Here is a 26359-nt window from a genome sequence, read left to right as displayed (position 1 = left end):
GCCATGTATTGGGGCATGTACGAGATACCCCTGGGGTTTCTCGTCTTCTCCGGGATCATGCTTCCCGTCACCGCAGTGCTGCTGTGGAGCATCCGCGACGACTTCCGCACCCGCGGCGGCCGGTTCGACGCGATCAGGCTGATCGAGAACGCGATCGGGCTCTACCTGCTGACGGCGATGGTCTGCGCCGCGGGTATGCAGGTCCTGGTGCGCTATATCGGCGGCGAGTTCGACTTTCCCTGGACCGAGGAACTGGGCCGGCTGCTGCTGGTGTGGACCGCCTTCTGGGGTGCGGCCGTGATCCAGCGCTCCGGCGACCACATCGCGGTCTCGATCCTGTTCGACCGCCTGCCCGCCGCAGCACGGCGGATTGGCATGGTGCTGATCCAGCTGGTGACCGTGGCGGCGATGGCGCCGGTCGTCTGGTACGGCTGGCAGACGGCCCAGTCGCTGAACATCATGGCGACGCCGTCGCTGAACCTGCCGCTCTCCGCCTTCGCCTATCCGGTGCCGGTCGGCGGGGCGCTGTTCATCGTGCACACCCTGTTCCTGGCCTGGCGCTACGCCACCGGGCAACGGGTCGACTCCGAGGCCGAAGGCGAACAGGAGGCGGCAGTCTGAGCATGGATCCGCTTCTCGTCGTCTGCATCACCTTCTTCTCCCTGCTGTTCCTGCGCGTGCCGGTGGCGATCGTCCTGATCGTCGCTTCGCTCACCGGCCTGCTGCTGTCGCCCAACGCCATCCAGATCGAGACGCTGCCGACCGCGATGTGGCAGGGCGTGAACCACTTCGTGCTGCTGGCCGTGCCCTTCTTCATCCTGCTGGGCGACCTGGCGCTGGTCAGCGGCGTGACGATCCGGCTGGTCAACGTGGCGCGCGCCTTCGTCGGGCACATCCACGGCGGGTTCGCCCACGTCACCGTGCTGACCAACATCGTCATGGCCGGCATGTCGGGGTCCGACCTGGCCGACGCCGCGGCGACTGGCAAGCTGCTGATCCCGGCGATGGACAAGGCGGGCTATCCACGCGCCTACGCCGCGGCGGTGGTGGCGGGTGCCGCGATGATCGCGCCGCTGATTCCGCCGTCGATCGCCTTCATCCTGTTCGCGGCGGCGACCGAGGAATCGGTCGGCCGACTGTTCCTGGGCGGTGCCGTTCCCGGCCTGCTGCTCGGCCTGCTGATGATGGTGCAGGCCTATGTCGTGGCGCGTCGGCGCGACTATCCGCGCGAGGCGAAGGTGCCGTACCGCGAGCGGGCGCGCCTGACCGTCGTCAGCCTGCCGGTGCTGTTCATCCCCTTCGTCGTGCTGGGGTCGATGCGCGCCGGTTACGCCACGCCGACCGAAGCGGCGATGCTGGGCGTCATCGCGGTCGTCGTCATCGGCGGCCTGATCTATCGCGAGTTGACCCTGCCCGCCATGGCGCGGCAGTCGCTCGCCGCCCTGCGCACCATCGGCTCGGTCTTCATCCTGATCGCCGCGGCGTCCCTCTTCGGGCAGGTGCTGACGCTCTACGGCGCCGCCGACGGCGTGGCCGAGTGGGTGAAGGGCGTCACGGACGACCCGGTGCTGTTCCTGCTGGGCATCAACCTGCTCTACCTGCTGATGGGCTGCATGCTGGATTCCGTGCCCATCATCCTGGTGTTCGTGCCGCTGATCATGCCGGCGGTCGAGCAGCTGGGCATCGATCCGGTGCATTTCGGCGTGATCACGGTGTTCAACCTGATGATCGGCCTGGTGACGCCGCCCTACGGCCTGACCATGTTCCTGCTCTGCCGCATCGCCGGCATCTCGGTCCAGTCCTTCTGGCGCTACATGTGGCCGATCTTCCTGACCATGGTCGTCACCCTGCTGCTGCTGACCCTGATCCCCGGCCTGTCGACGTGGCTGCCGAACCTGCTCATGCCGCTCGGCTGAAAACCGAGCGCGCCGCCGCGGCGCAGCCCGGACAGCGGGTCACGCGATCGTAACCCGCGGCCCCTCATTCTCCATCCCGCGTCGAACCTGAGCCGGCGAACAGCTTCTCCCGCACAGGCCGCCTGCGTCGGATTTCGAAGGCGAACACGAGCGACGGAGCGACCGGGCCGGACTGCCCGCCCCCGACCGTCGGTCAATCGCTTTCAGGCGCGCGCGCTTCGACGATTTCCTTGAGGCGTTCCACCAGGAGCGCCCCCATCAGGCGTTCGCCACGAATTGAGAAACTGGTGCGCCCGGCAGGATTCGAACCTGCGACCCCAGGATTAGGAATCCTGTGCTCTATCCTACTGAGCTACGGGCGCCGGGGATGGTGTGGGACCGGTCCGTAGGTGACGGGTAGCATATTCGGGACCGGTTTGCAGCAGGGTTGGCCGGGGCCACGGGAAGGCGGCCCCGGCTCGTCTTCAGCGCATGACGAAGGGGTTGGCGGGGGCGTCCTGGGACGTGGAGATCCACACGCTCTTGGTCTCCAGGAACTCGCGGATCGACTCCATGCCGTTCTCGCGGCCGAGGCCGGAATATTTCATACCGCCGAAAGGCATCATGTAGCTGATCGCGCGGTAGGTGTTCACCCACACCGTGCCGGCCCGCAGCGCCTTCGACAGGCGCACCGCCCGGCCGATGTCGCGGGTCCACACGCCGGCGGCGAGGCCGTAGATCGTGTCGTTGGCGATCCGCACAGCCTCAGCCTCGTCCTCGAAGCCGATGACCGACAGCACCGGCCCGAACACCTCCTCGCGCGCGATCTGCATCTCGTTCGTCACGTCGACGAAGACGGTCGGCTCGACGAACTGGCCGCCGCGGATGCCCTCGCCGCTGGCCGGCTGGCCACCGAGCACGCAGCGGGCGCCCTCGGACCGGGCGATGTCGATGTAGCGCAGCACCTTCTGATACTGCGCCGGCGTCGTCACCGGGCCGATGTTGGTGGCGGCATCCATCGGGTCGCCGATCCTGGCGGAGCGCGCCACCTCCAGCAGCTTCTCGACGAACTGTTCGCGGATCGAATTCTGCACCAGCAGGCGCGAGCCCGCGATGCAGGTCTGGCCGGTGGCGGCGAAGATGCCCGACACCGCGCCGGACACGGCCGCCGTCATGTCGCAGTCGTCGAAGACGATGTTCGGCGACTTGCCGCCCAATTCCAGCGACACGCGCTTCATGCTGCGCGCGGCGGTGGCGTAGATCTGGGCGCCGGTCGTGTCGGAGCCGGTGAAGGCGACCTTGGCAACGTCGGGGTGGACGACGAGGGCGTTGCCCGCCTCCTGGCCATATCCGGCAACGACGTTGAACACGCCGTCGGGGAAGCCCGCCTCCTTCGTCAGCGCGGCGAATTCGAGCGTGCTGGCCGAGGCGAACTCGGACGGCTTGACCACCACGGTGCAGCCGGCGGCGAGGGCCGCCGCGCACTTGAAGGCGACGAAGAGCAGCGGCGAGTTCCAGGCCGTCAGGCAGGCGACGACGCCGACCGGCTCGTGCCGGGTGAAGGCGAACATGTCGGGCTTGTCGATGGGAACCACCGCGCCCTCGAGCTTGTCGGCGAGGCCGCCGTAATACCACCACCATTCCGGGTGGTATTTCAGCTGGCCGAGCATCTCGGAATAGAGCTTGCCGTTGTCGCGCACCTCGACCTCGGCGAGGCGCTCGGCATGCTGCACGACGAGATCGCCCAGCCGGCGCATCAGCTTGCCGCGGGCGGAGGCGGTGAGCGCCGGCCAGGCGCCCTCGCGGAAGGCGCGCGCGGCGGCCTTGACCGCCAGGTCAACGTCCTTGTCGGTCGCGCGCGGGATGCGCGCCCAGACCTCGCCCTTGTAGGGGTCGACGCTGTCGAACCATTCCTTGCCGACCGGGTCGACATAGGCGCCGTCGATGAACAGCTGATAGGTCTTCATGTGAGGCTCCAGCAGAATTGCCGCATTTTCCGGTGACCGCCCGCGCCCTCAGAGCGTGAGCTTCATGCCCTCGTGGCTGGCGGCGAAGCCCAGGCTTTCGTAGAAGCGGCGGGCGTCGGGGCGGGCCTTGTCGGTGGTGAGCTGAACGAGGCCGCAGCCGCGGGCGCGGCATTCGGCGATCGCCCATTCGAACATGCGACGGCCGAGGCCGCCGCCACGCTGCGATGCGGCGATGCGCACGCTCTCGACCTGGCCGCGCCACAGGCCGAGGCGTGACAGGCCGGGGATGAAGGAGAGCTGCAGGCAGCCGACGACCGTGCCGGTCGCCCTGTCCTCGACCACGGCGAGAAACTGGTTGGGGTCGGCGTCGATGGCCGCGAAGGCGGCGACGTAGCGCGGGTCCGGCGGCATGGCGGGATTCTCGCGCCCAGCCCCCAGCACGTCGTCGGCGAGCAGGCCGACGATGGCGGGCAGGTCCGCCTCGGTCGCACGGCGGAAAAGGAGATCTTCGGTCATCGTGCGAGCGGGAAGGGCGGCGGATCGCGCCGCCCCTCCCGTCCCTCTGTCGTCAGGCCGTCAGCCGACGTCCGGCTCGTTCGAGAAGATGACGGTGCCGGACGCGGCGAACATGCCCCCGACGCCGTGGCAGACCGAGATCTTGGCACCCGGGACCTGCGCCTCGGAGGTGCCGCGCATCTGCCGCACGCTCTCCTGCAGGGCGTACATGCCGTACATGCCGGAATGCATGTAGGAGAGGCCGCCGCCGTTGGTGTTCAGCGGCAGCTTGCCGCCCGGCGCGGTGTTGCGCTCCCAGATGAAGTCGCCCGCCTCGCCGCGGCCGACGAAGCCCAGATCCTCCAGGCCGTAGAGCGGCAGGTGGGCGAAGGCGTCGTAGATCATCAGGTGGTCGACGTCGGCATGCTTGATGCCGGCATTGTCGAAGGCCGTCTTGCCGGCCACGCGGAAGGCGCGGCTGGTGGTGAAGTCCTCCATCTGGCTGACCATCGTCGTCTCGACGCTCTCGCCGGTACCGAGGATGTAGACCGGCTTGGTCGGGAAGTCCTTGGCCCGGTCGGCGCTGGTCAGGATCAGGGCGCCGCCGCCGTCTGTGACGAGGCAGCACATCAGGATGCGGAACGGCCAGGCGATCATCCGGCTGTTCAGCACGTCGTCGACGGTGATCGGGTCGCGGAACGAGGCGCGCGACTGCTTGGCGGCCCACTCGCGCTGTACGACGGCGACGTTGGCGATCTTCTCCACGTCGATGTTGTACTTCTTCATGTAGCGGAGCGCCGGGATGGTGAACATCGTCGTCGGTCCGTAGGTGCCGTAGGGCGCCTGGAACTGGCCCTCCAGCTGGCTCGGGCCGATGCCGACGATGGGCTTGCCGATCATCGACTTGCCGCTCTCGCCGTGCGTCACGAGCACGGTCTTGCACAGCCCGGACTCGATCGCCGCGATGGCGTGGCGGACGTGGAGCATGAAGGAGCAGCCGCCGACCGTCGTGCCGTCGACCCAGGTCGGAACGATGCCGAGATAGTGGGCGAGCTCTGTCGGGATCTCGCGCGCCGTGGCAATGCCGTCGATGTCGGACGGCTTCAGGCCGCAGTCGGCCATGGCGTTGAGGGCGGCGTCGGCGTGCAGCTGGAGCTGCGACATGCCGGGGACCTTGCCGAGTTGGCTGGTCTCGGAGGCGCCGACGACGGCGATGTTCTTACGCTTCATCATGGCCGGATCACCCTTTCGCCGGACGGAACTTGGGCAGGTGAATGGTGTCGCTCACCTTCTCGAAGGTGACCTCCAGCGCCATGTCGAGCGGCAGCGCCTCGGGCGTCTGCTCGGAGTCCACGATGTTGGTCATCATGCGCGGGCCCTCGGCCAGCTCGACCACGGCGATGGCGTAGGGGGCGTCCTTCTCGAAGCCCGGCGCCGGCCGATGGTTGATGACGTAGGAGTAGAGCGTCGCCTTGCCGCTCGCCGTGAACGTCTCGATGTTCTTCGAGCCGGTGTAGGGGCTGAACGGACGCGGCGGGAAATACGCCTTGCCCGTGTCCTTGCAGCGCTGGAGGATCAGTTCGCCGCGCGCACAGCCATCCCAGAAATGCTGGGTCTCGGGCGTCGGTTTCGGAATCGGCTTCTTCGCTTCGGCCAAGGGTCACCTTCCCTTCGTTGGGCCCCTTCCCGGGGGCGCTGGATCTGAAGTGGCGCGATTGTCGCGGCGCGGGCCGGGATGCGCAAGGGAGGCGCGGCGGGCGGATGGAGCCGCCGCGTCAGAGATGCCGCCCGATATCCATGCGGACGTGGAGGATGCGGACGACGACCAGCCGGCGGTCGTCGATCCGGTAGACGATCACGTGCGACCCGCTGTCGGCGGCGCGGCAGCCCGCGGAGACATGGCCGATATCGCGTCCGGTCGACCTGCCGGTGCACAGAGCCTCGCACACGGCATGGATCTGCCGGACATAGCGCTCCGCCTGCTCGGTCCCCCAGGTCTCCGCCGAGTAGTCCCAGATGCCTTCGAGATCGCCGCGCGCCAGCGGCGTGAAGGCGATGCGCCTCATCGCGCGCGGCCGGCCGTCCGCTTGCGCTCGATGAAGGCGTCGAAGTCGAACGGCTCCGGCGGTCCGCTTGCGTCGCCCTCCGCGATCGCGTCGCGCAGCGCCTTCAGCTTCAGCTCCTGCTCTTCGAGAAGGCGCAGGCCGGCGCGGACGACCTCGCTCGCGGAGCCGTACCGCCCCTCCGACACCCGCGAAGCGACGAAGGTGGAGAAGTGATCGCCGAGAGCGATGGATGTCGTCTTCGCCATGAACCCCTCCTGGACCGGCGGCCGGCTGAGATTACCAAATATTGGCAACGAGGCGGCGCCGCAAGCCGCTTGAATTTCGAACCGCGCCGTCCTTTTTAAGGTCGGCTCCGACCCCTCCGAGGCTCTCCTTGAACGCCACCGGCTCCTCCGCGACACCGCCGCGTCCCAGTCTGCGCGACCGTATCGGCGCCTGGGTGGACTCGCCGCTGGTGCAGCGGGTCGTGATCGGCCTGATCGTACTGAACGCGATCACGCTGGGCCTGGAGACGTCGCCGACGGCGATGTCCGCGGTGGGGCCGTTCCTGCTCGCGCTCGACGTCGCCATCGTCGCGGTGTTCACGGTCGAGGTCGGGCTGCGCCTGTTCGCGCGCGGGCGGCACTTCTTCCGCGACGGCTGGAACCTGTTCGACCTGGCCATCGTCGTGCTGACGCTGGCGCCGGCGAGCGAGAATCTGAGCGTCCTGCGCACCTTCCGGATCCTCAGGGTGCTGCGCATCATCTCGGTCGTGCCGCGGCTGCGGGCGGTGGTCGAGGCGCTGATCCGCTCGCTCCCCGGCCTGGGCGCCATCGCCGGCCTGCTGGTCGTGCTGTTCTACGTCGCCGGGGTGATGACGACGAAGCTCTACGGCGCGTCCTTCCCGGAATGGTTCGGCAGCGTCGGCGCCTCGATGTACACGCTGTTCCAGGTGATGACCCTGGAGAGCTGGTCGATGGGCATCGTCCGGCCGGTCATGGAGGCGCATCCCTATGCCTGGATCTTCTTCGTCCCCTTCATCCTGGTCGCCAGCTTCACCGTCCTGAACCTGTTCCTCGCGATCATCGTGAACTCGCTCCAGCACCTGCAGCAGGAGGAGACCGAGCACGCCCTGGAGACGGCGCGCGAGATCGCCCACGACGAGGCGGCAGCCCTGTCGCGCGACATCGCCGCATTGCGCCGCGAGATCGCCGACCTGCGCGCCGGCCTGGGACACGGCGCCCCGCCCGAAACGCGCCACGAGACCGGCCCCGGGGAACGACGGGGCGGCTGAAGGCGTTCGGAACGACGAGCCTCACAGGAGCCGCCCATGCCCGAAAACACCGCCCCCGGCCGCGCCCCCGGTTTCGCCAAGCGCCCCGACTACAAGCTCCTCTTCGAGCCGACCGAGAAGCGGGTGCGGGTGCAGCTCGGCGGCCAGACCGTGGCGGACAGCACGGCGACGCTGCTCGTCCTGGAGCAGGGCCATACGCCCGTCTACTACTTCCCGCGCGACGACGTCCGCATGGACCTGCTGACGCCGACCGACCGCAGCACGCACTGCCCGTACAAGGGCGACGCCCGCTACTGGACCGTCGCGGCCGGCGGCCGCACCGCCGAGGACGCCGTCTGGAGCTACGAGGCGCCGTTCGACGAGACGAAGGCCATAGCGGGCTACATGGCCTTCTACTGGGACCGCATGGACCGCTGGCTGGAGGAGGACGAGGAGGTCTTCGTCCACCCGCGCGATCCGCACGTCCGCATCGACATCCGCGGCAGCAGCCGCCCGGTCCGCGTCGAGCTGGACGGCACCCTCCTGGCCGAGACCAAGCGGGCGCGCGTCCTGTTCGAGACCGGCCAGCCGGCCCGCTGGTACATCCCGCCCGAGGACGTGCACACCGAGCTGCTGGTCAACTCCGACGACACCCACACCGCCTGCCCCTACAAGGGCACCGCCCGCCACCTCTCGGCCCGCATCAAGGGCGCGGTCACCAAGGACGTCGCCTGGACCTACGCGATGCCGACGCCGGAAGCGCGCCGGGTGGCGGACTATGTCTGCTTCTACCCGGAGAAGGTGACGCTGTCGGTTGGCAGGGGTAAGGACTGAGCCGGCGCCTCCTCTCTAACCCCCCTTCTCCTCTCTCACCGCACCTTCCCGGACGCGGCGCGCCAGCGTCGCGCGCCGGGATCCAGGGCGGGCGCTGGGGCGGGGCGTGCGGGGAGGTTTTCCGGGCGGCTCCTGGGTCCCGGCGCTCCGCTGCGCTGCGGCCGGGAAGGTGTGAGAGGGGGAGGCGGCGCCTCACCCCGGCCGCTCCCATTCCGGGTCCCAGCCGTAGAGGTCGGACTGGCCGCCGCGGACGAGCGGGTCGGGATGCCTCGCCCAGGATGGGGCGGCGGGGTTGAGGGCGATGGGCGGGGCGATGCTGCGGAGGTAGGCGAGTTCGGCTTCGAGCGCCGCCTCGGCGCGGGCTTCGCGGGAGGCGATGGGATCGGGGTCTTCGTCTTCGACGTCGTCGATGGAAGGTTCCCTTTCCTTCCCTTCCATTCCTTTTTGTTGGTCGCCCCGGGGGTCGAGCCCCATCCGTTCCAGGTCGGTGAAGGGCGTGAACTCGTCCAGCGGCCGGCCTTCGAAACCCTCGTAGACGTGCGGCACGATGATCGGCTCCGGCTTCTCCTCCGGTTCCGGCGCCAGGCCCCGGCGCCATTCGGCGAGCCAGCCCTCGGCCTCCGCGGCGGCGTGGCCGGGCCATCTCGGGTCGATGCCGTCGAGCAGCGGGTCGGATCCGGCGAAGCCGCCGCAGGGGCTGGCCGCGTGCTTGTCCGGGATCAGGCCGGTGGCCTTCGCCTCGATCTCGATGCAGCGGACGGCGGTGCGGTAGTCGCCCTTGGCGGTGGCCAGCTTGGCGAGTGCCCGGAGCCGGTCGACCATCTCGGCGATGCCGGTCTGGCGGGCGATCTCGCGGCGGACGCGGAGGTCCTCGACGCGGCGGCGGATGTGCGGGCGGCCCAGCATGACGCTCGCCTGCTTGGCGGCACTGTCGGGGGCATATCCGGCCCAGCGCGCGGCGGCGGCACCGCTGGCACCGCGGGCGACGTGGCGGCAGAAGATCTCCTGGCGATCGGTGAGGGGCGGGGGTGTGTCGGGCATGGCGGTCCTCCCAGGGGGAGGCACCATCATGCGCTTATAGTCCTAGGAATACAAGTCCTCACTCGTCCTCCCTCACCACTTCTCCGGCCGCAGGGGCGCAGCCCCGGAGAGCCGGGGCCACTGCGACGGATGGTGCGTGGGCCCTGGGCTGCTTCGTCGCTCTGCTCCTCGCAGTGACGAAGGAGAGGGGGCGCTCCGGCCGGGGAAGTGGGACGGGGCGTCGGAGCGGGAGGGGGCCGGTGAACGATCCGGAGGGCCGCGGCTTCATGGTCCGTTGGATGGGCGTTCGCGTGCCCGCGCGTCATGATGGGCGCGCGGCGCGCGCGGATGCGACGCCGTCGACGACTGGGGGTCCCGTGTTCGGATTCGAAGCCTACCATGTCCTGTTCGCCGCACTCGGCGTCAGCATCATCCTGTCCTTCTGGCTGCCGCGCTTCCTCTCGGGCCGGGAGCCGGCGACGTCCGCCCTGCTGATCCTCACCGGCCTCGCGGCCTTCGTCTGGATACCGGGCATGCCGCAGGCGATCGAACCCGTGGCGTCGCCGCGCGTGTGGGAGCTCGTGAGCGAGCTCTGCGTGATCGTCGGCCTGTTCGGCACGGGCCTCAGGATCGACCGCTTCGCGAGCCGCCCGCGTTGGATGCCCACGGCGCGGCTGCTGGTCGTCGCGATGCCGCTCTGCATCCTGCTGATCGCGCTGGTCGGCTGGACCGTCGCCGGCATGACGCTGGCCGGCGGGCTCCTGCTCGGCGCCATCCTGGCGCCGACCGATCCGGTGCTGGCCGGCGACGTGCAGGTCGGGCCGCCGCACGAGGGCGGCGAGCATCCGGTCCGCTATGCCCTCACCACCGAAGCGGGGCTGAACGACGGCCTCGCCTTTCCCTTCGTGCATCTGGGGATCGCCGTGGCGGTCGCGGGGGGATTCAGCCTGGAGCTGGCCGGCGAATGGCTGGTGCGCGACCTGATCTTCCGCGTCGTCGTCGGCGCGGTGGCCGGGGCGGCGGTCGGGTGGCTGCTCGGCAAGATCCTGTTCGACTGGCCACGCGACAACGCCCTGTCGAAGACCGCCTCGGGCGTCGTCGCCCTGGCGGGCGTCCTGCTCGCCTACGGCCTCACCGAGCTGCTCGAGGGGTACGGCTTCATCGCCGCGTTCGTCTCGGGGTACGCGCTGCGCCGGTCGGAGACGCATGACCGCTTCCACCGACGCCTGCACGATTTCTCGGAGTCGCTCGAACACGCGCTGACCGCGATCATCCTGATCGCGCTCGGTGGCGCGCTGCCGGCGCTGTGGCCGCATTTCTCCTGGTCGCACGCGGCGACGGGTTTGGCACTGATCTTCCTGATCCGCCCGCTGGTGGGGTGGGTGTCGCTCGCCGGGACTCGGATACGGGGGCGCGAGAGGCTCGTCGTGTCGTTCTACGGCGTGCGCGGGATCGGCTCGGTCTATTACCTCGCCTATGCCGGCCATCACGTGGAACTCGTGAACGAGCACCACATGTGGGCGACGGTCGCCTTCACCATCCTCCTCTCCACCATCGTCCACGGCCTGACCGCCGGCTTCGCAGTCGAACACGTCACCGGCGAACACCAGACCGGCCCGACAATGCCGCCGCGTGGCGCGGAGCGGTGATGGGCGGGAGGTGCGGCGGCGGCGCCGCTGGCGACGTGGCGGCAAAAGAGGCCCTGGCGGTCGGTGAGGGTCGGGGGCGTGTCGGGCGTGGCGGGTCTCCCCGGGGGGAGATACCATCATGCGCTTATAGTCCTCGGAACATGGTGTCTGATGCGCCGTTCGGGGCTCTCCCGGCAGAGCGTCCTGCTCCATCACTCCGCGGGCAACGAGTTCTGCGCAACCAAGCCGCGGCCCTCAAGCCTACCGTGGCACTCCAACATTGCGCCGCTACTCAATCACCAGTTGTCTCATCTTTTCTCTATAGCGCATTAAGTGCTTGTTCACCTGCTCCATGTCCGCTCGGAGTTCATCAAATCTAGGGAAATTCTTTTGAATATCCTGAGGATCAATCACAAGCTCCCCACTGGTTTTGTTGATCTCATTATCATACCAGCGCCTAAATCGCGCCTGCCACTGCGTGAGGTGCGGCCGCAATCCCTCATTGAGCACCTCAATAGACAGCTTTACGATCGCCTGGGTGCTGCTGCTTCGCACACGCTTTACTGGAACAGATTTTACAAGCTCTCGTGTTACGGCGAAAAAATGATACCAGGAATCGTATATCTCCGCCACCACATCATGATCGAAATCAATCGGAAGGCCGATCTTGCGCGTACTGAGTTCGACCCAGATTGCATACGCCACTTGTCTGTCATCTAGATTAGGGCGAAGCTTGATTTTGCTGCTGCCGACGCCAATTTCTGCCTCGTCGATCTCAAAACTCTTCCACGCCCGTTCGACGAGCAGTTTGCGCGCGATATACGACAACCCCAGTAGCAGCAGAACCCCGCCCACCCATACGCTCACGGTGACCGAGATCGTCCAGTCTGGGAGAAGTTCTACCGACAGGAGGTTTAGCGGTTCAGCCATGTTATTCATTGTTCGCAGTAGGCAAGATTATAATCAGGTAGGTCGCGAGCGGGCGAGGCTAACTCGGCGCCGCGCCTAGGGGGCCGCCGGCCAGTCCACAGCTTTCCAGCTCTGCAGCGCTCATTGGCTCGAACCAGACTTTTCGACGTCTTAGATCGGCCCTCACGACCCCCCGCCGCTTTTCTTGTAGTTCGCGAAACACAGCATAGCCCTGCAATATCGCTGACTCCCAAAGCCACATCGGTAGCTTCTCAGCCTCGTATCCGCGGACAAAACGTTTCACGTCCTTCAGCAAATCCAAGCCGAGTGTCTGAGTGTGAGCGAAAAAATGGTGGCGCTTTGCCGTTTCGAAAATCCAGGTGGTCAGACCTTCTTCTATCAGGTTTGCACGCGCCCCGTCCTCATTTTCATCAACCGCTCTTTGACTTTTCCGCTTTATCTTCAATAACGCGCGCGTAGTTGGCGACCAGCCTAGCACGGCGGCATGGGAGAGATGAAATACATCATGGAAGCGATAGTCGTCCTCAGGCTGATGATTGTCGGTCAGCCGGTCACCAAGTAACATTCCCCCGGATTTCTGAAATACATAATCTGTACCATTGACGTTGCGCTCATAGATGAGCACGCGCATCTTGCGCGGTAGTTGCTCGTCAATATGCAGACCCTCATCCGGCGCATTCGGAAAAACGCGCTTTGTCGGCCATCTGTCCTCTGTTTTATCTATGTTGTACTGCGCAGCCTCTTCAAGACTGACCTCGGCGGCGGCGGCGGCGCGCGCAAGAGGTCGAAAAAATTTGATGAGATCGCCTCTCAGTGCGTCAGGATTGCTCCGGTGCGCGCCAGCGGCAAAGCGCTTAGCCAGGTCGCCAGCTTCGCCCGCCAGCTCCAGCAGCGCCGCCTCGAATCCAGCTTCAGACGGACCAAGCGCTCCATGTAGGTCTGAAAACCGCAGGGCCTCGTCGCCAACGCCTGCCGCGGCTGTTCGGGCAAGAACCTCGACCAGGGACGTACCACCACGACGGGCAATTGCGCTACTATACCATAGTACATCGCCGAGTTCCTCTGCCACCGCTTCATGATAGCCAAAAAAGCCGTCGGTATCGCGACGCTTCTTTTTGAAAGCACTGATCAGGCTCCCAACCTCGCCTACCAGCCCAAGGAGCGCAGTATCGGTGTCGCCAGCGTGGAGTTGGTCTGTTCCCGCTGCATGCGCCTCAAATTCCGCTACTGTTACCCGTCGTACGCTTGCCATGCCCGTCTCCCACGTGCCTACTGCTATCTGTATGGCTGACAGCGCACATCGTGGGGCTATAATCCGCCCAAGCTCAATACCACTCGTGGAGAATCATCATCCGTTCCCCCTCGCCCTCGCCGCCTCGGCGCGGTGCCTCGTCGATTGCGCCGACGGCAGTTTATGATACCTACTGGTTCTTCGCTGCAGAACGGCTCGCTACGTATTATCGCCGGATCGCCGGGCTGCGAGGGCCCTGGTCAATAGACCCTATCCTTAACACGTATCGATTTACAAATACATTCCGGGCGGCTGACCGCGTCAGCCAGTACCTCATTCGGGAAATTCAATACAACGAATTTCGATCCCAAGACCCCGATGAGTTATTCTTTCGGACCTTGCTGTTCAAGATATTCAACAAAATTGAAACGTGGGAGCGACTTGAAAGTGTACTAGGGCCGCTGTCTTGGTCCGACACGCCAATGGAACAGATTGATGCCACACTGGAATCCATTATCCGAGATCGTCGGAGCATATACTCCGCGGCCTACATAATGCCTGTGCCGGCACTTGGTGGAATTCGAAAGCACAGTAACCACCTTCGCCTTTTGGGACGCATGATGGCGGACCGGCTGCCGGATCGGATACGTCAAGCGCCTGATTTACAGAGTGTATTCGAGCATCTTCTCCAGTACCCAGGAATCGGTCGATTTTTAGCGTTTCAGTATGCGATTGACTTGAACTATTCCTCGCTTTTGGATTTTGAGGAGAGCTTTGTAATTGCCGGCCCGGGCGCACTCGACGGAATTGCGAAATGCTTTGGCGCTGCCGCTGTTGAGTTTCCCGAAGAGATCATCTACCATGTAACAGAACGGCAAGCGGATGAACTGACGAAACGGGGGCTGAATTTCGCCGGGTTGTTTGGACGCCCGTTGCATCCTATCGACGTTCAGAACTTGTTCTGCGAAGTTTCGAAGTACGCGAGGGTTGCTCATCCTAATGTGGTCGGCATATCGAATCGTACGCGAATAAAGCAGATATACAGAACCTCTGACCGCCCGTTTTCCCCGCCGATGTTCCCGCCAAAGTGGAATGTCCAATGCGATGGCTTTGCCGAGGGCACCGCTAAACCCTCAAAGCAATTCTTACTTATTTAGCAACGTTATGCGCGCACACGTCAGTTTTACTCCGATTTGAGCGCCCGCTTTGCGACAGATAATCTAAATGATTCGGTCAGACCGTATGGAGTACCGTGCCTCGCTCTGTCTGAATTGAAACGGGTCGCCAAGGACGAGGTTAAAGCACTGTCCGTATGTCTCAGTGATCCAGCGTAACAATGGGCGGCATGTCGGCTCGTCGTAAGTTCGGTGACTTCGTTGATTCCGATATCCAATTGCCGTTAGAATCGCCGGAGGCACCCTGGGCGCATTCTCTCCGAAATAGATAAAACGGTCAGATAGTAAAACCCGATCAGTGCTGGTATCGTGGCTCATATTGTACGGATCTGCAGAGCCGTCTGGACGGCTATGATGCGAATCTGCCTGCCGCCAAGTGCACGGATAGCCCTCCTGGTGGTAAATATTATCACCAACCATCGCTTTGCGACTTCCATTCCGAGAGGGCCGCTTCCGCTTAAAATCAGGGTTCGCCCAGTATTCGCTGAATGTCATTGAGCGCGTAACCTGCATCGCAAAGATGCAGCGCCCGGTGGCCTTTAGCTTCGAGCCTCCCATGCCGATCACCCAGTCTCCTAGAACAGCCACCCGGCGAATGGTCGGCTTGCAGGTGGCGAGCGTGCAGATGCCATGAAACGGGTTCGGTGCGAACCCAAAATCACGCGCTACCACGTAGACGTAGACCTTGCTCATCTTTAATCAGCAGCGGGAAGTGGCGGCACCAAAAGTCGGTTCGCGTGAAGCTCCATCAGGCTTTTTGAAAGAATTATCCTGACCTTCGACCGCAGAAATAATGCTGTCCGCGTTCCAGTTCACTATCGCATCGCCGTAGTCGTTGAGCGCCGCGGGTATATCTGCCTCGGTACCTCCGCGGGCGTAAACGCCCAAGATTCGCTTCCCAAGTTCGTTCGCTTTGCGGATCTCCCAATTCACCCAGTCACGTGAATGGGTTTCCTTGCCGATTATAACTATCACGGTCGATGCCCATGACATTTTCATACGAAGCAAGCGCTTGATGGTGTTGTCGCTTACCAAGCCCCGTTCCAGGCGGCGCTGGTTGGCTGGCTTCGCTCGTATCGAACTGTTACGGATCTCGTATCCTGCCCGCGCAAGCATGCTGGTGAGCCGAGAAACATGAGCATCGTCGGCGTGATGATGACTGATGAAAACATGCTTTCGCCGTGCCATCCGACATGCCTCCCGTGCTCTTGAAGCGAGATATCAAGGAGGTAGTCATTCGGAGTAAGTTGGTCCACCACTACTTTTCGCGCATGCGCCAAAACCACCAACTCCATCGCCTCCCGCTTGCCCCGCAGCAGGGCGTTCCTGCCCCGCAACGGCGCTCCCCGACGGCAGAATGCGGGAGTGGAGGGTGCGGCCTGGAATCGGACATCGCTGATACGCCCGGCTATGGCAGCGTGGCGGGCTTGGCCGTAAGGGGGCGGAGGGGGCAAGTGGACATGGCGGCCACTTCGGCGGCCCGACCGCCCCCTCAAACCGGTCGCCGCGCCTTGAACGCCGCCGTCAGGGTGCCGTCGTCGAGATAGTCGAGTTCCCCGCCGACGGGGACGCCGTGTGCCAGGCGGGTGACCGCGACACCGCTGTCCGACAGGCGTTCGGCGATGTAGTGGGCGGTGGTCTGGCCGTCGACGGTGGCGTTGGTGGCGAGCACCACCTCGGTCACCGCGCCGGAGGCGATGCGGCCGAGCAGGGCCGGGATGCGCAGGTCGTCCGGCCCGACGCCGTCGAGCGCCGAGAGCGTGCCGCCGAGGACGTGGTAGCGGCCGCGGAAGCCGCCCGCGCGCTCCAGCGCCCAGAGGTCGCCGACGCCCTCGACGACGCAGATGGCGGCATGGTCGCGCGCCGGGTCGCGGCAGATGGCGCAGGGGTCGGTGGCGTCCAGGTTGCCGCAGACCGAGCAGGTACGCACCGAGGCCGCCGCCTCGGTCATGGCGCGCGCCAGCGGCTCCAGCAGGGTCTCGCGCCGCTTCAGCAGGTGCAGCACGGCACGGCGCGCCGAGCGCGGCCCGAGGCCGGGCAGGCGCGCCAGCAGCTGGATCAGCCGGTCGACGTCGGAGAGGGCCACGCGGGGTCCGCCACCTCTACGGGAGCGCTCGGGACGGCCCGCCTCAGAAGGGCAGCTTGAAGCCGGGCGGCAGCGGCAGGCCGCCGGTGAGCTTGCCCATCTCCTCGGACATGCGCGCCTCGACCTTGACCCGGGCGTCGTTGAAGGCCGCGGTGATCAGGTCCTCCAGCACCTCGACCTCGTTCGGGTCGACGATCGCCGGATCGATCTTCAGCCGGCGCAACTCGCCCTTGCCGTTGAGCGTGACGCTGACCATGCCCGCCCCGGAGGAGCCGGAGACTTCGGCGGCGGCGAGCTGCTCCTGCATCTCGCCCATCTTCTGCTGCATCTCCTGCGCCTGGCGCATGAGATTTCCGAGATTCTTCATGTGTCTTCCTCGTCGAAGCCGTCACTGAAATCGAGATCGGCCATGTCCGCGTCGAAGGGGGCGGAGGGCCGGCCGTCGGGCATGGACTCGTCGGGCATCGCCTGTTCCGCGGCGGCCGCGGGCGGCTCGTCGGCGGGCGGGCCCGGCTCGCGCACGGTGGCGATCGCCGTGCCGGGGAACGCGGCCATCACGGCCCGGACCAGCGGGTGTTCGGCCGCCGTCTCTCGCAGGCGCTGGAGGCGGGCCTCCTCCTGCTGGGCGAGCGTCGGCTCGCCCGCGTCGCCGGAGACGCTGACCACCCAGCGGGTGCCGGTCCACTGCGTGAGCTTGGACGCCATCGTGCCGGAGAGGTTCTGCGGCGCCAGCGCCGTCGGGCGGATCTCGATGCGGCCGGGGCGGAAGGCGACCGGATGGACGTTCCGGCAGAGATTGGCGTGGAGCAGCATCTCGCCGTGGCTGGCGAACATCGCCACCGCCTCGGCGAAGGAGGCGGGGCCAGCGGGGGTTCCGGTGGGCGTTTCGGGGGCCTGGACGACGGGTTCGGGGGGTGGCTCGGCGCGCGGCGGCTCGGGCGGCGTGGTGCGCGCCGGCTCCGGGTCTTCGTGGCGCGGCGCCAGGGCGGCGCGGGCCTGGGCGGTATGCGTCGGTGCGGAAGCGCTCGGACGCGGCGGCTCGGGTTGCGCCGGGGTGACCAGGGGCGGCAGGGGGCGCGCCTCCCGGGCCGGGGCGGGCGGCGCGGAAGCCGTCGGGGCGGAAGCCGTCGGGGCTGTCGCTGCCGGCCGGTCGGCGGCGGACGCCGTCGCGCGGGCGGTGGGGTGTGCCGCCGTCTCGACCGCCGGGTGGGCCGCGGGCACGACGCCGCGGGTGCCGCCGCCGCCAGAACCGGAACCCCCGGCGGGGCCGGCTCCGCCCTCGCCGGCGAGCTGCGCCACGATCTCGGCCGGCGTCGGCAGGCTGGCGGCATAGGCGATGCGGACGAACAGCATCTCCACCGCGAGGCGCGGCGCCGGCGCGTGCTGGGTCTCCGACAGGCCCTTGAGCAGCAACTGCCAGAGGCGCGTCAGAACCGGCATGGAGAGCTGCGCGGCGAGGCCCTTGCCGCGCACCCGCTCGGCCTCGGCCACCGTCATGTCGTCGGCGTCGTCGGGCGCCACGCGCAGGCGGGTCAGCCAGTGCGTCAGCTCCAGCAGGTCCTGGATCAGCGCCACCGGGTCGGCGCCGGCGTCGTGCATGTCGGCGAACAGCACCAGCGCCGCACGCGCCTCGCCGCGCAGCAGCGCCTCGGCCAGGTCGAAGACGCGCGTCCGGTCGGCGAGGCCCAGCATCTCGCGCACCTGGCCGGCCGAGACGGGGGCCGGGCCGGCATGGGCGATCGCCTGGTCGAGGATCGACAGGCCGTCGCGCACCGACCCGTCGGCGGCGCGCGCGACCAGCGCCAGCGCCTCGGGCTCCAGGGTGACGCCCTCGGCGCGCGCGACGCGCTCGAAATGCGCCATCAGCACCTCGGAGGCGACGCGGCGCAGGTCGAAGCGCTGGCAGCGCGACAGGACGGTGACGGGGACCTTGCGGATCTCGGTGGTGGCGAAGATGAACTTCACATGCTCGGGCGGCTCCTCGAGCGTCTTCAGCAGGCCGTTGAAGGCCTGCGTCGAGAGCATGTGCACCTCGTCGATGATGTAGACCTTGTAGCGCGCCGAGACGGGGCGGTAGCGCACGCCCTCGATCAGCTCGCGCACGTCGCCGATGCCGGTGCGGCTGGCGGCGTCCATCTCCAGCACGTCGACATGCCGGTCCTGGGCGATGGCCACGCAGTTGTCGCACACGCCGCAGGGCTGGATGGTCGGGCCGCCTTTGCCGTCCGGCCCGGTGCAGTTCAGGGCGCGGGCGATGATGCGCGCCGTCGTCGTCTTGCCGACGCCGCGCACGCCGGTGAGGATGAAGGCGTGCGCCAGCCGGCCGGATTCGAGCGCGTTGGACAGGGTGCGGACCAGCGCTTCCTGGCCGATCAGCTCGGAGAAGGTCTTCGGCCGGTACTTGCGGGCGAGGACGCGATAGGGCTGCGCCGCCTCGCCGGAGGGAGGCGGAAGTCCGGGAAGGCCCGGTTCGGTGGGGATATCCGGGGCCGGCGACTGGCCCGGTGCCGACTGATCGTCCATCGTGGCCCGTGGCAACTCAAGAATGCGGCGGCGCGGAATGAGGTGGGAGACTGGACGGCGACCCGAGCCGAAACTCGTTACGGCTGCTTCCTTCCGGACCTGACCGGGTTGGCGAGGGACTCGTCCGCCGCCAGCCTCCCACGGCACTATATCAGGAGGCGGGGTACGGGTCGCAAGTCTCCCAAGCGCTGGACGGCGCGTTCAGCGATCGTCAATCTCATAGCGCCTAACCTGCGATCCGCGGCCGCCGTCCGGCAGCCGCCAATCGTCTCCGGAGAAAATTAGATGTTGCGTCGGTTCGTCACTGCCGGCCTGCTCGCGCTCGGCCTGTTCACCGCCGCGGGCGCCCACGCCCAGGGCAAGCAGGATTTCACGCTGATAAACAAGACCGGCTATACGATCGAAGAGGTCTATGTCGGGCCGACCAAGTCGGACGAGTGGGCCGACGACGTGCTCGGCAGCGACGTTCTCGAGACCGGGCAGCGGCTGAACGTGACGTTCCCGAAGCGGGCGGGCACCTGCAAATGGGACGTCAAGGTCGTCTACGACGATGCCGAGGAAGCCGAGTGGTACGGCTTCGACCTCTGCACGGTCTCCAAGATCACCCTGTTCTACAACCGCAACTCCGGCGAGACTTGGGCCGAGTACGAATAGGGCGCGGCAACGGCACCAGGGGCGCCGCTGCCGCCGCGGGAGCGGACGAGAGCGGGACATGCGCATAGGGGTGCCGCTCAACGCGCTGCGCGCCTTCGAGGCGGCGGCGCGGCACGGATCGGTCAAGGCGGCGGCCGAGGAACTGGGCGTCACGCCGTCGGCCGTCAGCCACCAGCTGCGCGTGCTGGAGGAGGTGCTGGGCGTCGACCTGCTGCGCCGCTCGGGCGCCGGGCTGGAGGCGACGGCGGCCGGCCGGGCGCTGGCGCCGGACCTGACCGCCGGCTTCGGGCGCATCGCGGCCGGCCTCGCCCGGCTGACCGAGGCGCGGACGGCGGGGCCGCTCCGGCTCAGCATGCTGCCGACCTTCGCGGTGCACTGGCTGTCGCCGCGGCTGGCGACGTACCCGTTCGAGACGGCGGGGAGCGCCCTGCTGATCTCGGCGACGCAGGAGGCGGTGGATCTCGCCGCCGGCGACGCGGACGTCGCCATCCGGCATGGCCGCGGAGAATGGCCGGGGCTGGAGGCGGAGCTGCTGTTCGCCGAGACGGTGACGCTGCTGGCGGCGCCCGGGTTCGGTGCCGGTGCAGACCCGCGCGCGGCGGTGAACGGCGCCAACCTGTTCCTGTCGCAGCACCGGCGCGCCGACTTCGAGGCCTGGAACGCGTCGCTGCCCGGCGGGCCGCTGCGGCCGGCGGCGGTGACCACGGTCGATTCCGCCGGCCTCGGCCTGTGCGCCGCCATCGACGGCGCCGGCGTCACCCTGGCGGGGATGGAGATCGCCGCCGCCGACATCCAGGCGGGGCGCCTCGCGGCGCCGTTCCCGCACCGGCTGGAGACCGGCGGCGCCTACTGGCTCGTCTACCCGCCCGGCCTGCGCCGCGACCGCCGGGTCAGGCGCCTGCGCGCGTGGCTGGCGGCACAGGTCGGGCCTCCCGGCCACCACCGCCGGCTCGACCCCTAGCCCGCCGCGCTCACGCGAACCCGAACCACCAGACCGCACCGGGAACGGCTGCCGACAGCAGGGTCGCGGCGAAGACCAGGGCGCCGTCCCGCATCAGCATCCCCGCCGCGAACAGCGCCACCACCGTCGCGGCGATCGAGCCCGACGTCGGGACCACCTCCATGAAGGGCATGAACAGGGCGATGCAGAGCATGAGCGACAGCGGCAGATAGAGCCACGGGCGCTTGATCAGGAACGTCATCCGCGGCCGGAGCACGCGCTCGACCGCATGTACCGGCCTGCGCAGCCAGCCGATCGCCTGGCACACGCGCTGCGACGGGATGCGCCGCCCGGCGAGGAAACCGGGCAGCCAGATGCAATCGCGCCCGGCGAGCATCTGGACGACCATCACGGCGACCGCGAGGCCGACCGTCGCCGTCAGCCCCGGAACGGCACTGGCCGGAGAAGCCGCGAGCAGCGCGAAGATCATGATCATCGCGGCGAAGGATTTCCTGCCGAGTGCGTCCATCATGTCCTGGACGGTGATGCTCCGGCCGTGCACCGACCGCTCCAGGTGTTCCAGGACCTCGCTGAGCGCGCGTGTGCGTTCTTCCGGCATGGGGGCTCCTCGGCGCCGACGGATCCGCCCCGTTTCCGGATCGGCGCTTGCGGCGGTCGGCGGAAAACGCCCGGCCGCCACGCGAGGTTCCGGCGGTTGCGGCGAGTCTCCGCAGGGAAAGCCGGCGTGGCTGATGGTGCTCGTCGCGGCAGGCGGACTGACGGATCGGGAGTCGGATGCCGCATTGCGGGGCTACCGAGCGCTCTTCTGGGCCGGCATCGCCGTCATGACGAGCCTCGTGATCTGGTACGACCGCGCGCTGTTCAGGACGGGATCGCCCGTCCTGAACCAAATGCCGCCAACGCCGGAGCGACGGATCTTCCGCCCGAGCGGGCTGGGCCTCGTCTCCTGCTTTATCGGCGTCATCGCCTATGCGACCGCGAGCGTTGCCGCAACGGCATGGCTCTGCCTGACCCACGGGATGGGCGGAGACGGCCGGCGCGCCTTCACGATGATCGCGGCGACCCTGTTGAGCGCGCTGCTCTCGGCGCTGGCCGTCGTCGTCCTTTGGCGGGTGGGAAGCGATCCGGACCGCGCCAGTCGCCAGGCCCTGATCCTCGACCGGAACGGCCTCACGATCGACGGTTGGAAGCCGCAGCGGTTCGACTGGTCGGACGTGACGGACATCCGGCATTTCACCCTGTCTCGGAAGGGCTTCAGACAGCACCAGCTCGAAGTGCGGCTGCGCGACGGCGCACCGGGGTTACGGCGCCGCTGGTGGAGACGGCAAAACATCGTCCGGCATCCACTGGCAAACCTGCCGGAGTACCCCGACCAAATCGTCGGCGAGGCGAGAGCCTTCCTCGACCGTGCCCGGCGGGAGCAGGCCGCCGCGCCGCCTCACCCCTCCCCCTCCCAATAGTCCACGCCGTCGCGCGTCCGGACGTTGAGTGCCACGCGGCGGGCGGCCTTGTCGCCGCCGGGGGCGGCGCCGGCGAAGACGGTGAGTTTGCCGGAATCCGGGTATTCCATGACGTCGGGCTCGTTCATCGTGCTGACGGCGAGGTAGCGCAGCGGCTCCGGCCCGAGGGCGGCGATTTGGTGGGCAGTCTCGGGGCCGCCCGAGGGACAGACGACGACGTCGCCGGCGGCGACGGCGTGGACCTGCCCGCCGAAGCGCAGTTCGCCGCGGCCCGACAGGATCACGAACATCTCGTCGTTGGCGTGGTGGCAGTGATACGGCCAGGCCTTCTTGCCGGGCGGCACCTCGACGAGGCGGGCGCCGAGGCGGCGGGCGCCGGCCGGTGCCGCCACGGGCGCCATGCGCGCCTCGAAACTGTCGCCGTGCGCCTGGGTCTGCAGGGGGAGGCCGGCGAGCGTGACGACGGGGGACGGCGGCATGGGAACCTCGCAGGGGCTTTTAGGTGGGGTGGCTGTGGGCACGGCGCCCATGGGAGCGCCAGCCGCCGAACACCGCAACTGAGAAAGGCTCAGCCGGACCGGCATTCTCCTCAACCCGTCCTGGTCAAGGTTCCCTGGCGCCCGGTCCTATCGGTCGTACAGGAGCTTGCGGCGATAGGCCTCCGCGGTGCCCATTCCCAGGTTGGCGATGTTGATGAGGCACGCGGTCAGGAACCGCTCGCGCGCCACCACGTCGCGATTGTCGGTCGCGGCGATGGCTTCCTGGTTCTTCAGGTTCGCACTGTTCCAGATATCGTTGCCGACATAGTCGGCGAGGCCGCGGAACGTGGCGTCCTGCACCTGGTCGAGGACCTGGATCCCCTTCGCCGTCCGGGCGAGCCGCGAGACGGCCTCGTAGTCCCGCTTCGACATCAGGCCGACCTGCTCCGACTTCAGCGCCTGCTGCGCGACGAGGTGGCAGTAGAGCATGTCGTCGGGACGCATCATGTGCATCTTCTCGGGTTCCTGCTTCTCCGCCTGTTGTTTCTCCGTCTGTTGCTTTTCCGGCGGCTGCTGAGCGGCCGCCGTCCCGGCCAGCGCGAGCAGCACCACGAGCCATCGGTACATCGTCCACCTTTCAGCGTCTCATTCCGGACCGGCGTTCGTCGCGAAGCCGTTCGGGACGAACCACAGGCACAACGCCGGAACGGCCGTCGCGTCACCAATTTCGTCCGCGCCCGTCATCGGCACGGCACGTGACGGCTTTTCTGGCCTGCGTCACGTCGTCTCGCTAATATCGCGTTTTTCCCGCCCCCGCGGAGACAGGCGCGATGCGCGATTTCCATATTCCCGGCCGCTCTGCGGCGCGTTCCACGAACGCCATGGTGGCGACGTCGCAGCCGGCGGCGAGCCTGGCGGCACTCGACGTGCTGCGCGCCGGCGGCAACGCCGTGGACGCCGCCGTCGCCGCCTGCGCCGTGCTCTGCGTGGTCGAGCCGGAATCGACCGGCATCGGCGGCGACTGCTTCTGCCTCTACGCGCCGGCCGGTTCGGGCAAGGTCATCGCGATGAACGGATCCGGCCATGCGCCGGCCGCCGCGACCGCCGACTGGTACCGCGAGCGCGGCATCACCGCGATCCCCGACATGACGCCGCACTGCGTGACGGTGCCGGGCGCCATCGACGCCTGGTCGCGGCTGGTCGCCGACCATGGCCGCAAGGGCCTGGACGAGCTGCTGCAGCCGGCGATCCGCTATGCCGAGCAGGGCTTCGTCGTGCACGGCCGCGTGGCGCTCGACTGGGCCGGCGAGGCGGCGAAGATGCGGAAGGACGAGTCCGCCGCGCGCCTGTTCGGCACGCCGCTGGCCGAGGGCGAGCGCTTCGTCCAGAAGGAACTGGGCCGGACGCTGCGCATGGTGGCCGAGGGCGGCCGCGACGCCTTCTATACCGGCGAGATCGCCGAAGACATCGTGGGCTACCTGCGGTCCAAGGGCGGGCTGCATACGCTGGACGATTTCGCCGCGCAGCAGGCCGAATATGTCGAGCCGATCACGACCGACTATCGCGGCTATACCGTGCACGAGTGCCCGCCGAACGGGGTGGGCATCATCGCGCTGCTGATGCTGAACATCCTGGAGGGCTACGAGCCGGCGCCCGGCGGGCCGCTGTCGGTGACGCGCCTGCACCGCCTGATCGAGGCGACGCGCCTCGCCTTCCGCGACCGCAACGCCTTCGTCGCCGACCCGCGCATGGCCGACGTGCCGATGGCGCGCCTGCTCGACAAGGCCTATGCGGCCGACCTGCGCGGCTTCATGAGCGACGAGCGCTCGATGGCCGACCTGCCGCCGGCCGGGCTGCCGCCGCACGAGGACACGGTCTATCTCTGCGTGGTCGACGAGGACGGCAACGCCTGCTCGTTCATCAACTCGCTGTTCAAGGCGTTCGGCAGCGGCATCATGGCGCCCAAGTCCGGCGTGATGCTGCAGAACCGCGGCCTGGGCTTCGTGATCGACCCCGACCATCCGAACTGCATCGCGCCGCGCAAGCGCCCGATGCACACCATCATCCCCGGCATGCTGACCAAGGGCGGCGAGGCGGTCATGCCGTTCGGCGTGATGGGCGGCCACTACCAGCCGGTCGGCCACGCCTGGGTGCTGACCAGCATCCTGGACTACGGCATGGATCCGCAGGCGGCCATCGACCTCGCGCGGCTCTTCGCCTTCGAGGGCCAGGTCGAGGTCGAGCGCGGCATCGGCTTCGAGGCGTGCGAGGCGCTGAGCCGCCTGGGCCACAAGCTGAAGCCGATCGACAAGCCGCACGGCGGCGGACAGGCGATCTGGATCGACCGCGAGCGCGGCACCCTCACCGGCGGGTCGGACCCGCGCAAGGACGGGCTGGCCCTGGGCTACTGACCCGCCGATGACGACCGCAGCAGCGCCGGCCGCCGGCCGCGAGGTCCGGGCGATCGGCCTCGTCACCAGCGCCCATTTCCTGAGCCATTTCTATCAGCTGGCGCTGCCGCCGCTGTTCCCGCTGATGGCGCAGGCATACGGGCTGAGCTTCCTGCAGCTGGGCGTCATCATGACGGTCGCCGGCGTGTCGACCGGCCTGACCCAGACGCCCGTGGGGTTCCTGGTCGACCGGATCGGCGCGCGCAACCTGCTGATCGGCGGCCTGTCGCTCTATGCGGTCGCCATCGCGGGGTTCGGCCTGACCGACAGCTACTGGATGATGATCCTGCTGGCGGCGATCGGCGGGATCGGCAATTCGGTCTTCCACCCGGCCGACTTCTCGATCCTGTCGGCCTCGGTCGACAAGGGGCGGCTGGGCCGCGCCTTCAGCTATCACGCCGTCAGCGGCAACCTGGGCTGGGCGGCGGCGCCGATCGTGATGATCGCCCTGGCGCAGCTGTTCGGGCTGCACGTCGCGTTCCTGGCGGCGGGGGCGGCCGGCCTGATCGTGGCGGCACTGCTCGCCAGCCAGTTCAGCCGGCTGGCCGAGGAGAGCGGGCGCAAACCAAAGGGTGGCGCGTCGGCGGGTGGCTCCGCGGCGGGTGGCGAGGTCAGATCCGGCGTGGCGCTGCTGCTGTCGCGGCCGGTGATGATGTGCTTCCTGTTCCAGTGCGTCTTCGCCATGGCCTTCGGCGGCATCCGCAATTTCAGCGTGGCGGCCCTCGACGTGCTCTACGGCGTGCCGCTCGCCGTCGTGACCACGGCGCTCAGCGCCTACCTCGTCGGCAGTTCGTTCGGCAACCTCGTCGGCGGCTGGCTCGCCGACAAGACGCACCGGCCGCTGCTGCTGTTCGTCGCCATCGTGCTCGCCGTCTCCGCGCTGACCGGGATCGTGGGCGCGATCGCCATGCCGTTCGCCGTGCTGACGGCGGTGTTCGGCCTCGCCGGGACCCTGCAGGGCAGCCTGCTGCCGTCGCGCGACCTGCTGGTCCGCTCGGTGGCGCCGCCCGGCCAGATCGGCAAGGTGTTCGGCTTCGTCTCCAGCGGCCTCGGCCTGGGCGGCGCCGTGACGCCGGTGCTGTATGGCTGGATCATGGACAATGGCGACCCGCGCTGGGTGTTCTACGGCAGCGCGCTGTTCATGCTCCTGGCGCTCGCGACCTATGTCGAGACGAACCGGCAGGTGGTGTCCGGGCGGGAAACGAACCCGGGGTGACGCGGCCGCCCCGCCTACCCTAAGCTTCCCCCTTCCG

The 26359-nt window shown here is 67.7% G+C and carries 28 protein-coding genes, 1 tRNA gene and 1 other RNA gene; 11 read left to right on the top strand and 19 right to left on the bottom strand.

What is annotated here, in order from left to right; all coding sequences use genetic code 11:
* Window positions 1-3: 3 nt before the first annotated feature.
* Window positions 4-621 carry a TRAP transporter small permease gene (locus tag ABIE65_RS09165; RefSeq protein ID WP_354077226.1) on the top strand — a complete coding sequence of 206 codons (618 nt, stop codon included), beginning with the start codon at window positions 4-6 and terminating at the stop codon, window positions 619-621.
* Between the two features lie 2 nt (window positions 622-623).
* Window positions 624-1916, top strand: a complete 1293-nt coding sequence (locus tag ABIE65_RS09160; RefSeq protein ID WP_354077225.1) for a TRAP transporter large permease — start codon at window positions 624-626, stop codon at window positions 1914-1916.
* 285 nt (window positions 1917-2201) lie between these two features.
* Here the strand turns inward: ABIE65_RS09160 and ABIE65_RS09155 are convergent.
* The 7 genes from ABIE65_RS09155 to ABIE65_RS09125 all read right to left on the bottom strand — a co-directional run bounded on the left by ABIE65_RS09155 (window position 2202) and on the right by ABIE65_RS09125 (window position 6668).
* Window positions 2202-2278 (bottom strand) — tRNA-Arg (locus tag ABIE65_RS09155).
* Between the two features lie 102 nt (window positions 2279-2380).
* Window positions 2381-3862, bottom strand: a complete 1482-nt coding sequence (locus tag ABIE65_RS09150; protein WP_354077224.1) for an aldehyde dehydrogenase — start codon at window positions 3860-3862, stop codon at window positions 2381-2383.
* A 48-nt stretch (window positions 3863-3910) separates the two neighbouring features.
* Window positions 3911-4378 (bottom strand): GNAT family N-acetyltransferase, encoded by a 468-nt coding sequence (locus ABIE65_RS09145; protein WP_354077223.1) that lies wholly within the window; start codon window positions 4376-4378, stop codon window positions 3911-3913.
* A gap of 60 nt (window positions 4379-4438) precedes the next feature.
* Window positions 4439-5590: a thiolase C-terminal domain-containing protein gene (locus ABIE65_RS09140; RefSeq protein WP_354077222.1), complete on the bottom strand. Its 1152-nt coding sequence runs from the start codon at window positions 5588-5590 to the stop codon at window positions 4439-4441.
* A 7-nt stretch (window positions 5591-5597) separates the two neighbouring features.
* Window positions 5598-6014 carry a Zn-ribbon domain-containing OB-fold protein gene (locus ABIE65_RS09135; RefSeq protein WP_354077221.1) on the bottom strand — a complete coding sequence of 139 codons (417 nt, stop codon included), beginning with the start codon at window positions 6012-6014 and terminating at the stop codon, window positions 5598-5600.
* 118 nt (window positions 6015-6132) lie between these two features.
* Entirely contained in the window at window positions 6133-6423 is a 291-nt protein-coding gene (locus tag ABIE65_RS09130; RefSeq protein ID WP_354077220.1) for a type II toxin-antitoxin system RelE/ParE family toxin, read from the bottom strand.
* On the bottom strand, window positions 6420-6668 hold the full coding sequence (locus ABIE65_RS09125; protein ID WP_354077219.1) for a type II toxin-antitoxin system ParD family antitoxin: 249 nt from the start codon (window positions 6666-6668) through the stop codon (window positions 6420-6422). Before ABIE65_RS09125 ends, ABIE65_RS09130 begins: the two co-directional genes overlap by 4 nt.
* Before the next feature lie 128 nt (window positions 6669-6796).
* On the opposite strand from ABIE65_RS09125, the gene ABIE65_RS09120 reads away from it, so the two are divergent.
* Entirely contained in the window at window positions 6797-7696 is a 900-nt protein-coding gene (locus ABIE65_RS09120) for an ion transporter (protein ID WP_354077218.1), read from the top strand.
* A gap of 36 nt (window positions 7697-7732) precedes the next feature.
* On the top strand, window positions 7733-8509 hold the full coding sequence (locus tag ABIE65_RS09115) for a DUF427 domain-containing protein (protein ID WP_354077217.1): 777 nt from the start codon (window positions 7733-7735) through the stop codon (window positions 8507-8509).
* A 192-nt stretch (window positions 8510-8701) separates the two neighbouring features.
* Here ABIE65_RS09115 and ABIE65_RS09110 read toward each other — a convergent pair whose 3' ends face one another.
* On the bottom strand, window positions 8702-9550 hold the full coding sequence (locus tag ABIE65_RS09110; protein WP_354077216.1) for a terminase small subunit: 849 nt from the start codon (window positions 9548-9550) through the stop codon (window positions 8702-8704).
* Between the two features lie 239 nt (window positions 9551-9789).
* Here ABIE65_RS09110 and ABIE65_RS09105 point away from each other — a divergent pair, with 239 nt between their 5' ends.
* Window positions 9790-11178 carry a cation:proton antiporter gene (locus ABIE65_RS09105; protein ID WP_354077214.1) on the top strand — a complete coding sequence of 463 codons (1389 nt, stop codon included), beginning with the start codon at window positions 9790-9792 and terminating at the stop codon, window positions 11176-11178.
* A 267-nt stretch (window positions 11179-11445) separates the two neighbouring features.
* Here the strand turns inward: ABIE65_RS09105 and ABIE65_RS09100 are convergent, their stop codons facing one another.
* Window positions 11446-12087, bottom strand: a complete 642-nt coding sequence (locus ABIE65_RS09100; protein ID WP_354077212.1) for a hypothetical protein — start codon at window positions 12085-12087, stop codon at window positions 11446-11448.
* A gap of 58 nt (window positions 12088-12145) precedes the next feature.
* Window positions 12146-13339 (bottom strand): nucleoside triphosphate pyrophosphohydrolase family protein, encoded by a 1194-nt coding sequence (locus tag ABIE65_RS09095; RefSeq protein ID WP_354077211.1) that lies wholly within the window; start codon window positions 13337-13339, stop codon window positions 12146-12148.
* Between the two features lie 92 nt (window positions 13340-13431).
* Here ABIE65_RS09095 and ABIE65_RS09090 point away from each other — a divergent pair, with 92 nt between their 5' ends.
* Window positions 13432-14475, top strand: a complete 1044-nt coding sequence (locus tag ABIE65_RS09090) for a nucleotide kinase domain-containing protein (protein WP_354077425.1) — start codon at window positions 13432-13434, stop codon at window positions 14473-14475.
* 63 nt (window positions 14476-14538) lie between these two features.
* Here the strand turns inward: ABIE65_RS09090 and ABIE65_RS09085 are convergent, their stop codons facing one another.
* The 6 genes from ABIE65_RS09085 to ffs all read right to left on the bottom strand — a co-directional run bounded on the left by ABIE65_RS09085 (window position 14539) and on the right by ffs (window position 19241).
* Window positions 14539-15186, bottom strand: a complete 648-nt coding sequence (locus ABIE65_RS09085) for an Nmad2 family putative nucleotide modification protein (RefSeq protein WP_354077210.1) — start codon at window positions 15184-15186, stop codon at window positions 14539-14541.
* 6 nt (window positions 15187-15192) lie between these two features.
* Window positions 15193-15681 carry a TIR domain-containing protein gene (locus ABIE65_RS09080; RefSeq protein ID WP_354077209.1) on the bottom strand — a complete coding sequence of 163 codons (489 nt, stop codon included), beginning with the start codon at window positions 15679-15681 and terminating at the stop codon, window positions 15193-15195.
* Window positions 15682-15985: 304 nt separating this feature from the next.
* Entirely contained in the window at window positions 15986-16579 is a 594-nt protein-coding gene (recR, locus tag ABIE65_RS09075; RefSeq protein WP_354077208.1) for a recombination mediator RecR, read from the bottom strand.
* Between the two features lie 43 nt (window positions 16580-16622).
* Complete coding sequence (locus tag ABIE65_RS09070; protein ID WP_354077207.1) at window positions 16623-16946, bottom strand: YbaB/EbfC family nucleoid-associated protein; 324 nt, start codon at window positions 16944-16946, stop codon at window positions 16623-16625.
* Window positions 16943-19102 (bottom strand): DNA polymerase III subunit gamma/tau, encoded by a 2160-nt coding sequence (locus ABIE65_RS09065; protein WP_354077206.1) that lies wholly within the window; start codon window positions 19100-19102, stop codon window positions 16943-16945. Before ABIE65_RS09065 ends, ABIE65_RS09070 begins: the two co-directional genes overlap by 4 nt.
* 42 nt (window positions 19103-19144) lie before the next feature.
* Window positions 19145-19241, bottom strand: an RNA gene (gene ffs / locus ABIE65_RS09060) — signal recognition particle sRNA small type.
* Window positions 19242-19387: 146 nt separating this feature from the next.
* Here ffs and ABIE65_RS09055 point away from each other — a divergent pair.
* Both ABIE65_RS09055 and ABIE65_RS09050 read left to right on the top strand, forming a co-directional pair.
* Window positions 19388-19756, top strand: coding sequence for a hypothetical protein (locus ABIE65_RS09055; protein ID WP_354077205.1), 369 nt, complete (start codon window positions 19388-19390; stop codon window positions 19754-19756).
* Between the two features lie 58 nt (window positions 19757-19814).
* Window positions 19815-20717: a LysR substrate-binding domain-containing protein gene (locus tag ABIE65_RS09050; RefSeq protein ID WP_354077204.1), complete on the top strand. Its 903-nt coding sequence runs from the start codon at window positions 19815-19817 to the stop codon at window positions 20715-20717.
* Between the two features lie 10 nt (window positions 20718-20727).
* Here ABIE65_RS09050 and ABIE65_RS09045 read toward each other — a convergent pair whose 3' ends face one another.
* Window positions 20728-21315, bottom strand: coding sequence for an exopolysaccharide biosynthesis protein (locus ABIE65_RS09045; RefSeq protein WP_354077202.1), 588 nt, complete (start codon window positions 21313-21315; stop codon window positions 20728-20730).
* Between the two features lie 133 nt (window positions 21316-21448).
* Here ABIE65_RS09045 and ABIE65_RS09040 point away from each other — a divergent pair, with 133 nt between their 5' ends.
* Window positions 21449-22177, top strand: a complete 729-nt coding sequence (locus ABIE65_RS09040; protein ID WP_354077201.1) for a hypothetical protein — start codon at window positions 21449-21451, stop codon at window positions 22175-22177.
* On the opposite strand, the gene ABIE65_RS09035 is transcribed toward ABIE65_RS09040, so the two are convergent.
* On the bottom strand, window positions 22156-22656 hold the full coding sequence (locus tag ABIE65_RS09035; RefSeq protein ID WP_354077199.1) for a cupin domain-containing protein: 501 nt from the start codon (window positions 22654-22656) through the stop codon (window positions 22156-22158). The genes ABIE65_RS09040 and ABIE65_RS09035 overlap by 22 nt on opposite strands.
* 147 nt (window positions 22657-22803) lie before the next feature.
* Window positions 22804-23283, bottom strand: coding sequence for a hypothetical protein (locus ABIE65_RS09030; protein WP_354077198.1), 480 nt, complete (start codon window positions 23281-23283; stop codon window positions 22804-22806).
* Window positions 23284-23486: 203 nt separating this feature from the next.
* Between ABIE65_RS09030 and ggt the strand changes: the two genes are divergently transcribed.
* Both ggt and ABIE65_RS09020 read left to right on the top strand, forming a co-directional pair.
* Window positions 23487-25067 carry a gamma-glutamyltransferase gene (ggt, locus tag ABIE65_RS09025; protein WP_354077197.1) on the top strand — a complete coding sequence of 527 codons (1581 nt, stop codon included), beginning with the start codon at window positions 23487-23489 and terminating at the stop codon, window positions 25065-25067.
* 7 nt (window positions 25068-25074) lie between these two features.
* Entirely contained in the window at window positions 25075-26322 is a 1248-nt protein-coding gene (locus ABIE65_RS09020) for an MFS transporter (protein WP_354077196.1), read from the top strand.
* Window positions 26323-26359: the final 37 nt, after the last annotated feature.

The organism is Constrictibacter sp. MBR-5 (assembly GCF_040549485.1).
Taxonomy (GTDB): Bacteria; Pseudomonadota; Alphaproteobacteria; order JAJUGE01; family JAJUGE01; genus Constrictibacter.
Note: the sequence above shows the minus strand (reverse complement) of the source record. Positions and strands in the feature narration are given on the sequence as shown.

Excerpts from the sequence above, each read along its gene's own strand:
- ABIE65_RS09165 (WP_354077226.1), top strand. The coding sequence starts at position 4 with ATGTATTGGGGCATGTACGAGATACCCCTGGGGTTTCTCGTCTTCTCC.
- ABIE65_RS09160 (WP_354077225.1), top strand. The coding sequence starts at position 624 with ATGGATCCGCTTCTCGTCGTCTGCATCACCTTCTTCTCCCTGCTGTTC.
- ABIE65_RS09150 (WP_354077224.1), bottom strand. The coding sequence starts at position 3,862 with ATGAAGACCTATCAGCTGTTCATCGACGGCGCCTATGTCGACCCGGTC.
- ABIE65_RS09145 (WP_354077223.1), bottom strand. The coding sequence starts at position 4,378 with ATGACCGAAGATCTCCTTTTCCGCCGTGCGACCGAGGCGGACCTGCCC.
- ABIE65_RS09140 (WP_354077222.1), bottom strand. The coding sequence starts at position 5,590 with ATGATGAAGCGTAAGAACATCGCCGTCGTCGGCGCCTCCGAGACCAGC.
- ABIE65_RS09130 (WP_354077220.1), bottom strand. The coding sequence starts at position 6,423 with ATGAGGCGCATCGCCTTCACGCCGCTGGCGCGCGGCGATCTCGAAGGC.
- ABIE65_RS09125 (WP_354077219.1), bottom strand. The coding sequence starts at position 6,668 with ATGGCGAAGACGACATCCATCGCTCTCGGCGATCACTTCTCCACCTTC.
- ABIE65_RS09115 (WP_354077217.1), top strand. The coding sequence starts at position 7,733 with ATGCCCGAAAACACCGCCCCCGGCCGCGCCCCCGGTTTCGCCAAGCGC.
- ABIE65_RS09110 (WP_354077216.1), bottom strand. The coding sequence starts at position 9,550 with ATGCCCGACACACCCCCGCCCCTCACCGATCGCCAGGAGATCTTCTGC.
- ABIE65_RS09100 (WP_354077212.1), bottom strand. The coding sequence starts at position 12,087 with ATGGCTGAACCGCTAAACCTCCTGTCGGTAGAACTTCTCCCAGACTGG.
- ABIE65_RS09095 (WP_354077211.1), bottom strand. The coding sequence starts at position 13,339 with ATGGCAAGCGTACGACGGGTAACAGTAGCGGAATTTGAGGCGCATGCA.
- ABIE65_RS09085 (WP_354077210.1), bottom strand. The coding sequence starts at position 15,186 with ATGAGCAAGGTCTACGTCTACGTGGTAGCGCGTGATTTTGGGTTCGCA.
- ABIE65_RS09080 (WP_354077209.1), bottom strand. The coding sequence starts at position 15,681 with ATGGCACGGCGAAAGCATGTTTTCATCAGTCATCATCACGCCGACGAT.
- ABIE65_RS09070 (WP_354077207.1), bottom strand. The coding sequence starts at position 16,946 with ATGAAGAATCTCGGAAATCTCATGCGCCAGGCGCAGGAGATGCAGCAG.
- ABIE65_RS09065 (WP_354077206.1), bottom strand. The coding sequence starts at position 19,102 with ATGGACGATCAGTCGGCACCGGGCCAGTCGCCGGCCCCGGATATCCCC.
- ABIE65_RS09055 (WP_354077205.1), top strand. The coding sequence starts at position 19,388 with ATGTTGCGTCGGTTCGTCACTGCCGGCCTGCTCGCGCTCGGCCTGTTC.
- ABIE65_RS09050 (WP_354077204.1), top strand. The coding sequence starts at position 19,815 with ATGCGCATAGGGGTGCCGCTCAACGCGCTGCGCGCCTTCGAGGCGGCG.
- ABIE65_RS09045 (WP_354077202.1), bottom strand. The coding sequence starts at position 21,315 with ATGCCGGAAGAACGCACACGCGCGCTCAGCGAGGTCCTGGAACACCTG.
- ABIE65_RS09040 (WP_354077201.1), top strand. The coding sequence starts at position 21,449 with ATGGTGCTCGTCGCGGCAGGCGGACTGACGGATCGGGAGTCGGATGCC.
- ABIE65_RS09035 (WP_354077199.1), bottom strand. The coding sequence starts at position 22,656 with ATGCCGCCGTCCCCCGTCGTCACGCTCGCCGGCCTCCCCCTGCAGACC.
- ABIE65_RS09030 (WP_354077198.1), bottom strand. The coding sequence starts at position 23,283 with ATGTACCGATGGCTCGTGGTGCTGCTCGCGCTGGCCGGGACGGCGGCC.
- ggt (WP_354077197.1), top strand. The coding sequence starts at position 23,487 with ATGCGCGATTTCCATATTCCCGGCCGCTCTGCGGCGCGTTCCACGAAC.
- ABIE65_RS09020 (WP_354077196.1), top strand. The coding sequence starts at position 25,075 with ATGACGACCGCAGCAGCGCCGGCCGCCGGCCGCGAGGTCCGGGCGATC.